This window comes from Rhodococcus sp. GB-02, from assembly GCF_053470465.1.
Map to the genome: position 1 here is coordinate 138,485 of NZ_JBPUKE010000003.1, position 7,634 is coordinate 146,118.

The following is a 7,634-nucleotide window of genomic DNA, read 5'->3' on the forward strand; positions in this document are numbered from 1 at the left end:
CGCTCGTGACTACTCGTCTGCTGGTCAACGGCCGGATCTACAGTTCATTTGCACCTGACGCGACCTCGATCGCCATCACCGACGGCACCGTCGTGTGGGTGGGCGACGAGCGCGCCGGACGGGCGTTGCACCCCGCCGCTGAGATCGAAGACCTGGGGGGTGCGTTTGTCACTCCAGGGTTCGTCGACACCCACGTCCACATCACCGCACTGGGACTCAATATCGTCGGCCTCGATCTCGTGGGTGCGAACTCTCTGGACGAATGCCTCTCGCGAGTACGGACATTCGCAACCGCGAACCCCGAAACTGCCCATCCCGACGCAGTCATCTGGGGACACGGTTGGGACGACACCGAGTGGGCAGAGCAGACGCCGCCCTCGACCGCAGATCTCGACGCGGCCGCACCTGGCCGCAAGATATACCTCTCGCGGATCGATGTTCACTCGGCCGCGTGCTCGAGCGCATTGCGCGACGGGATCTCCGGCCTCGCCGACACTGCCGGATACTCGGCCGACGGCCCGCTGACCTTCGACGCACACCACCTGGCGCGCAATGCTGCTCGGAACCTGCTGACCGAATCTCAGCGCGCGTCTGCTCGTACCGCGGCGCTCGATCTGTGCGCCTCCCGCGGGATCGTCGCAGTGCACGAGTGCGGGGGACCGGACATCTCGGGATTGACCGATTTTCAGGAACTCCTGGCCCACGATCACGGCGTGGAGGTTCGGGGCTACTGGGGTGAACGCGTCGACAGCGAAGAGGACGCGCGCGCACTCCTCGACAAGACCGGTGCACACGGACTCGGCGGGGATCTCTTCATCGACGGTTCTCTCGGTTCACACACCGCCTGGTTACTCGAACCCTATGCAGACCAACCTGATTCGACAGGAAATGCCTACCTCGACGTCGACGCGATCGCCGCACACATCCGGGCCTGCACCCTCGCGGGTGTCCAGGCCGGATTCCACGCCATCGGTGACGGCGCCGTGTCGTCGGCAGCTGCCGCGTTCCGGCGAGTGGCCGACGAACTGGGTGGCCCCAAGGTCGCCGCACTGGGTCACCGCCTCGAACATGCGGAGATGATGTCGATGGCCGACGCGGAAACCTTTGCCGCCTTGGGCGTCATCGCGAGTGTCCAGCCGGTGTTCGACGCACTGTGGGGCGGTACCGACGGCCTGTACGCGACACGTCTGGGCCTCGACCGCGCGGCAGCGCTGAACCCGTTTGCACCCGCAGCCGGTAAGGGAGTCTCACTCGCATTCAGTTCCGATGCGCCAGTCACCCCGATCGAGCCGTGGGCGATGCTGCGCGCCGCTGTTCAGCACCGCACCGACGGAAGTGGGATTTCGCCGCGTGCGGCGTTCTCCGCCGCAACACGCGGTGCCTGGCGCGCGGGCGGAGTGCGGGACGGCGCCGCGGGAACGCTCAATCCGGGTGCACCGGCCTCCTACGTGTTGTGGGAGGCAGGCGAACTCGAAGTGAGTGCACCGGCCGATTCGGTTCAGCGATGGTCAACGGATCCGCGCTCGCGAGTACCCGCTCTGCCCAGGCTGGCGGAAGATGCGCCGATTCCGGTCTGCATCAAGTCGGTGCATCGCGGACGCGTCGTCTATCAGCGCGGCTCGTCGAGTGAGTGAGGCCGGCGCAGAGGCGCCCAGCAGTGATCGCTCCCGCGTGAGCGCTGTGCTCACCGGTTCGGCGTGGCTACGTTCGCTGTACGCAGCAGCAGGCGGATTCTTGATCTTCGCCGGGTTCCCACCTCGTCCGTTGTGGTTTCTGGCGCCAGTCGGGATCGCTCTTCTGACGTGCGTGTTGACGAACTTCGGTCGCGGCGGACTGCGTCTTCGTGCCGGCTTCGGTTACGGGTACCTGGCCGGTCTCGGATTCCTGGTGCCGTTGCTTCCGTGGATCGGTGTGTTCGTCGGCGCGATCCCGTGGATCGCGTTGGCCGCGGTGGAGTCGTTGTTCATCGGACTGTTCGGGTTGCTGGCGGTCCTGGTGGCGAGGTTGCCTTGGGCACCGTTGTGGATTGCCGCGACCTGGACGCTTACCGAGTGGCTTCGTTCCAGCGTTCCTTTCGGCGGATTTCCCTGGGGCAGGCTCGCATTCGGTCAATCCGAAGGGTGGCTCCTCCCTCTTGCGAGTGTCGGCGGTGCGCCGCTGCTCAGCTTCGCGGTGGCCCTGACCGGTACCGGCTTGGCAGCAGTCGCCGTCGCTATCGGAGCCAAGCGATGGGACCGAGGATTCTTCGGAGCCGTTGCCGCCGCCCTCGTTCCCGTGATCATTGCCCTTGTGGCGTCGCCGTTCCTGGCCACCATGGATTCCGGCGACCGAACGATCACCGTCGCCGCGATTCAGGGAAGCGTTCCGCGGTTGGGCTTGGACTTCAATTCGCAGCGCAAGCAGGTCCTCGACAATCATGTGAGCGAAACCGTGAAACTTGCCGCCGAGGTGGACGCGGGCCGCGTCGATCAGCCTGACGTCGTGATCTGGCCGGAGAACGCCTCGGACATCGACCCCCTGCGAAACGCCGATGCCGCCGCCGACATCACCAGAGCCTCCGAAGCGATCGGAGCGCCGATTCTGGTCGGCACCGTACTCGTGAATGCCGATCGTACGACCACCAATTCAGTGATCGTGTGGGACGGCGCCAATGGGCCTCAGGAACAGCACGACAAAAAGATCATCCAGCCGTTCGGCGAATACCTGCCCTACCGAGGCTTCTTCCGGAACTTCTCCTCCTACGCCGATCGCGCGGGTAATTTCGTACCCGGCGAGGGCAACGGTGTTGTCCACGCAGCGGGTGTGCCGATCGGCGTCGCGACCTGCTACGAGGTGGCGTTCGACCGAGCGTTCCAGGAATCGGTGCGCAACGGTGCGCAACTGCTGGCGGTACCGACCAACAACGCCACCTTCGGGGACACCGAGATGACGTATCAACAGCTGGCAATGTCTCGTGTGCGTGCAGTCGAGCACGGCCGCGCGGTGGTCGTTGCTGCGACCAGTGGTGTCAGCGCGATCATCGGTCCCGACGGCGCGGTGACCTCGCAGACCGAACTGTTCGTGCCTGCCGCCCTGGTGGCGAAGGTGCCGCTCTCGACCAGCACCACCTTCGCCACCCGAGTGGGCCCGGCGCCGGAAATCGTGCTCAGCATCATCGCTGTCGGAGCGATTGCCATGGCAGTGATCGCCAGGCGCCGAGACAAGGCCGAGTTACCTGCCGAAAAGACGGCAGCAACCTGAGCCTCGGGAATCACTCCCCACCAATAGGGAAGGCAAATAGGGAGGGCCGCATCATGCGACGGCAGTCCCCTCGAGTTCGACCATTTGACCCGGGATTGCCAGCCGAACCACGCCGAGCATCGTCGTGGTTGGTGCGACCCCGGCTGCGGCAAGCCGTGAGGCCAACATGCCGTAGTGCGTGAACAACGCGTCCACATCTGTGGTGTAGACGTTGAGACGGACCAGGTTTGCCAGACTCATACCGGCCTCGGCGAGCACTGCCTCCATGTTGTCGAGGCTGAGCGCCACTTGCGCTGCCATGTCGCCTTCATTCCGAGGTCGACCGTCTTCGCTCATCGACGTCTGGCCCGAGATGAACAGGGTCCGAGTCTGCCCGGAGACGATTTCACCTTGGTTGAATCCCATTTCCGCCGACCACGTCACCGGGTTGACTGCCGTTCGTTCCATTGCCACGTCGACTCCATTCGATTGTCCGAAAAACGTATGGTCGGGGGCTCGACAGCCGCCATCTCCACCGTCGTGGAAGAAGCCTGTCAATAAATCACGACACCCTCTGTCATGTATTTCGGTAGATTTTCGGAATGCGTGCTGATCGGTTGGTCTCGCTCGTGCTGATACTGCGCCAACGGGGCCGTCAGTCCGCGGACGCACTGGCACGTGAGTTGGAGGTTTCCACACGTACCGTGTTGCGCGATATCGAGGCATTGTCTGCAGCCGGGGTGCCGGTCTACGCCGAACGCGGTCGAAACGGAGGTTTCGAGCTGCTGCCCGGTTTCCGAACCGAACTGACCGGACTCAACCACGACGAGGCACTCGCACTGCTGACCGCGGGATCGGCGCGTGGCGAGCAGGTTTTCGGACTCGGCTCGGAGCTTGCCTCAGCCATGCGCAAGGTCGTCGACGCGCTACCCGAAAGCAATCGAGTTGTCGCGGACATTGCAGCCCAGCGGTTTCTGATCGACCCCGAGAAGGATCTGCTCTCACGGCGGTCGGCCACCGAGGAAGTGCCCGACGCGATCTTGATCGAGGTCCGGCGTGCGGTACTTGCCGGGCACAAGCTGCGGATCCACTACGCGGCGGTGAACCGGGCGCCGAAGTGGCGCACGGTGGATCCGGTCGGCCTGGTCACGGTGCGCGGCAAAGGCTACCTGTTGACCGTGACCTCGGGCGCTGACCGGACTTATCGGTTGTCTCGGATTCTGGCCGCAGAGGAACTCGCCGAACTCGCTGAGCGGCCGGCCAGTGTCGATCTCGAACAGATCTGGCAGGAACGCAGTACGCGCTTTCGGGCGGGCGGAGACCAGGTCGCCGTGCGGCTGCGGCTGGATCCGGCACGCAGGGAGGAATTGGTAGAGACGGCGCTGGGCGTGCATGCCGAAAGTGTCGGAGACGACGGATGGCTGCGGATGGAGGTTACCTTCCAAGATTCGCGACATGCCGAATGGGCGTTGTGGCAGCTTGGCGTCGATGCGGAGGCGTTGACCCCGCAGTCGCTGCGGATTGCCCTGTTGAGCCGCGCCGCCGCAGTGGCGGAAAGCTACCGCGACTCGTCCTGACGCTTCGGGGGCCGTCTTCGCGGGTACTCGCTGTGCCACCCGTTCCAGCGCAAAGGCGGCGTTCCTTGACCGAGCCCGAGAAGACCCAGCCACAGAAGACCGAGCCCCAAAAGACCGAGCGACAGAATGCAGTTCGTAAAACGAGCGTGGTCGATGCGGTTCTGCAATCACCGCTCGCGGGCCTGTCGCCGTGGATTCTGCTGTCTTTGCTCTCCGGGCCGGGAAGGTTCGAGGAATCCGCAGCTGCCGCGCTGGGGTTGTCACTGCTGATTTTGGCGGCCAGTCACCGGCGCGGTGGCACCGTGAAGCTGTTGGAGGTCTTCGACGTCGCGTTCTTCGGCGTTCTGGCGGCCATCGGGCTCCTCGCGTCGGCGAACACGATTCGGTGGTTCGAACTCTGGGGAGGCGAACTGACCAACATCGCACTGGTGGTCTTCGCCTTCGGGTCGATTCTGCTCCGCAATCCTTTCACTTTGCAGTACGCGAAAGAGTCGACGCCCGAAGAGTATTGGACGACGCCGTTGTTTCTGCGCATCAACTACGTCATCACGGCAGTATGGGCGCTCGCCTTCACCTGGTCGGCTGCGGTGGGCTTGTTCGGAGATGCACGACTGCACGACAGTGACAACTTCTGGACGGGATGGATTCTGCAGTTGCTCGGAACCTTCTTCGCGATCTCGTTCACCGAGTGGTACCCCGAGTACGCGCCGAACAAGGCCGCTCAGGCGCAGGGCCTCGACACCGAACCCCCGCAGTCGATTTTCAGGCTCTTAGATTTTCTGCCGGTGTTCACAGCCGTGACCGGAATCGCCGGGCTGGTGACCGACTCCGTTTCCGTGACTGCAGGCATCACGTTGATCCTGGTCGGCGTTTTCGGATATCTGGCGATGCGAAGATTCACGGTCGACTAGAAGGTCGCAGTCATCGCGCGACGACGGGAACCTGGTGCACGATTGTTTCGGTGACCGGCACAGTGTTGACCGCCTCGATCGCATCCCACTTGTACTGGCCGCATGTGCCCTGGGGAACGAGCGGCCGCACACCGTACCCCCGGTCGTCCGCAAGCCACACGGTCGGCGGAACAGGCTGGTCTGTCATGCAAGCGGGATCCCGAGGGTCGGAGGGCACTCTGAAGGCGGACAGTACCGCCGACAGATCGCCCCTACGATGCTGCTCAACCCAACCGACCGTGTGACCGCCACCGCCATCGCCATTTGTACCGAAGTCGCACGTGATCACGTGAGTGGGGGTGAATCCGTCGGGGATCGATTTCGGCTCGGAAACGATCACTCCGCTGCCGAGCGACGTGCCGAGATTGTCGGCCAGGCAGGTCGCCGGCTCGAGCATCGAAAGATCGACTGTCGGGGGAGCAGGGGCGGAGCCCCGCATCGGGGACTCGGTACTTCCGCAGCCTACAAGGAGCAGCAGCGCGCTCGCGCCGACAAACATTCCTGACGGTCTCATTTCGCCACCGTATCCGAGGTGTCCCGATGCCGCATCGAAGTTTGGTGTACCGAAGTTTGGTGTACCGAAGTTTGGTGTGTCGCAGGGTGGGGGATACAGCTCACACTGGTGCACGAAGCAGTGCCGATAGTTTTCCAGCGCGAATCCCGCATTCGCGCACTGTCGGCTCGCGAGTGCGCCTGGATGCTGAATGACGTTGTACTGGAATATCTTTCAGTACGGCGAAGCATCTGGAGTTGCCACGTCGAAGAAGGGCCGAAGTATGACGTCGACTTGCGAACGATCACTCCCCGAAGAACGAGAAAGACCGCCCGGTGTAGAACCGGACGGTCTTGATCGAAGTGCTAGTTCATGCGCCGCGACGCTTGGCCTTCAGCAAGTCGAGACGCTCTTTGAGGAGCTCTTCGAGTTCCTCGACCGAGCGACGCTCGAGCAGCATGTCCCAGTGGGTACGGGGAGGCTTGACCTTCTTGGCTTCGGGGGCAGTTCCCTCCATGAGGCTGCCTTCGAGGCCGTTACGGCACAACCAGGTACCGGGGATCTCGGCTTCGTCCGCGAACGGGATGTCGAAGATCTCGCCGTTCTCGCACTTGTACTTGGCCATACGACGGGGCGCGAGGTCATGGTCACGGTCGGTCTCGTAGCTCACAGCTCCGAGTCGGCTACCTCGAAGTACGCGATCTGCCATGGTGGTGTCCTCTCTTGGTTCGTCACCGCTGGTGGGCGCCCTGACTTGGGGAGTAGACGCTCACACTCATCTACAACGCCACGAGCACCCGATTGGTTCCCGTGTGGCGAGAAGACGCAACCTCTCCATCTTACCGGGTACCGTGCGCGTTCATCGAAGGCGTCCGAATCTCGAGTACAGTGTCGACTCATGGCTGAGAGCACACGCGTCGGATCACCGCAGACTGCGCGTTCCGGGAACCCGTGTGTGTGGTGCGGCCGCGAGGTCGCGGTGACGGGAGTGGGTCGTCGTCGCCGGTACTGCAGCCAGTCCTGTCGCCAGCGCGCCTACGAACAACGCAGTGCCGTCAAAGGCACGTCCATCCCGGCTGACGCCGTCATCTTGACCGCCGTCGAGGCTGTCGAACTGGTGGATCGGATGTTCGAGGTCCGCTGCGCCGCCGAAGATGTGGCGACAGCTGTTGCCGAGGGCGCCGAAAGTTCGGAACTCACACAGTTGTGTGAACGGTTGACCGAACTTGCCCGTGAAGCCGAACGTTTCCGGTGAAGCAGGTGTGGGCAACCGGTTTCTAGCCTTGCGTTGAGCACCGCAGCACTGCGGTGCGCCTGACGCCTGACGACGACAAATTCTGATCCTGAGTTCGGACCTTCGGGGAGGTTCGGACTTCGAAGCGACCCTTCGTCGAG

General features: G+C 63.5%; 8 protein-coding genes. 5 read left to right on the forward strand and 3 right to left on the reverse strand.

What is annotated here, in order from left to right; translation table 11 throughout:
- The first annotated feature begins 5 nt into the window (after positions 1–5).
- Positions 6–1,634: an amidohydrolase gene (locus tag ACSW29_RS21180; protein ID WP_448278227.1), complete on the forward strand. Its 1,629-nt coding sequence runs from the start codon at positions 6–8 to the stop codon at positions 1,632–1,634.
- Positions 1,635–1,671: 37 nt separating this feature from the next.
- Positions 1,672–3,240, forward strand: coding sequence for an apolipoprotein N-acyltransferase (gene lnt / locus ACSW29_RS21185; protein ID WP_448278543.1), 1,569 nt, complete (start codon positions 1,672–1,674; stop codon positions 3,238–3,240).
- 51 nt (positions 3,241–3,291) lie between these two features.
- Here the strand turns inward: lnt and ACSW29_RS21190 are convergent, their stop codons facing one another.
- Positions 3,292–3,687, reverse strand: a complete 396-nt coding sequence (locus tag ACSW29_RS21190; RefSeq protein WP_317828089.1) for a RidA family protein — start codon at positions 3,685–3,687, stop codon at positions 3,292–3,294.
- 134 nt (positions 3,688–3,821) lie between these two features.
- Here ACSW29_RS21190 and ACSW29_RS21195 point away from each other — a divergent pair, with 134 nt between their 5' ends.
- Entirely contained in the window at positions 3,822–4,796 is a 975-nt protein-coding gene (locus ACSW29_RS21195) for a helix-turn-helix transcriptional regulator (RefSeq protein ID WP_317828042.1), read from the forward strand.
- Between the two features lie 65 nt (positions 4,797–4,861).
- On the forward strand, positions 4,862–5,707 hold the full coding sequence (locus ACSW29_RS21200; RefSeq protein ID WP_448278228.1) for a hypothetical protein: 846 nt from the start codon (positions 4,862–4,864) through the stop codon (positions 5,705–5,707).
- A 10-nt stretch (positions 5,708–5,717) separates the two neighbouring features.
- Here ACSW29_RS21200 and ACSW29_RS21205 read toward each other — a convergent pair whose 3' ends face one another.
- Together ACSW29_RS21205 and ACSW29_RS21210 are read right to left on the reverse strand one after the other, a co-directional pair.
- Positions 5,718–6,260, reverse strand: a complete 543-nt coding sequence (locus ACSW29_RS21205; protein ID WP_448278229.1) for a hypothetical protein — start codon at positions 6,258–6,260, stop codon at positions 5,718–5,720.
- Between the two features lie 349 nt (positions 6,261–6,609).
- Positions 6,610–6,948 (reverse strand): RNA polymerase-binding protein RbpA, encoded by a 339-nt coding sequence (locus ACSW29_RS21210; RefSeq protein ID WP_230815631.1) that lies wholly within the window; start codon positions 6,946–6,948, stop codon positions 6,610–6,612.
- 189 nt (positions 6,949–7,137) lie between these two features.
- Here ACSW29_RS21210 and ACSW29_RS21215 point away from each other — a divergent pair, with 189 nt between their 5' ends.
- Positions 7,138–7,494, forward strand: coding sequence for a hypothetical protein (locus tag ACSW29_RS21215; protein ID WP_192804714.1), 357 nt, complete (start codon positions 7,138–7,140; stop codon positions 7,492–7,494).
- Positions 7,495–7,634: the final 140 nt, after the last annotated feature.

What these genes read in the sequence shown, in the direction of transcription:
- ACSW29_RS21190 (WP_317828089.1), bottom strand. Translation starts at nt 3,687, where the DNA reads ATGGAACGAACGGCAGTCAACCCGGTGACGTGGTCGGCGGAAATGGGA.
- ACSW29_RS21195 (WP_317828042.1), top strand. Translation starts at nt 3,822, where the DNA reads ATGCGTGCTGATCGGTTGGTCTCGCTCGTGCTGATACTGCGCCAACGG.
- ACSW29_RS21205 (WP_448278229.1), bottom strand. Translation starts at nt 6,260, where the DNA reads ATGAGACCGTCAGGAATGTTTGTCGGCGCGAGCGCGCTGCTGCTCCTT.
- ACSW29_RS21210 (WP_230815631.1), bottom strand. Translation starts at nt 6,948, where the DNA reads ATGGCAGATCGCGTACTTCGAGGTAGCCGACTCGGAGCTGTGAGCTAC.
- ACSW29_RS21215 (WP_192804714.1), top strand. Translation starts at nt 7,138, where the DNA reads ATGGCTGAGAGCACACGCGTCGGATCACCGCAGACTGCGCGTTCCGGG.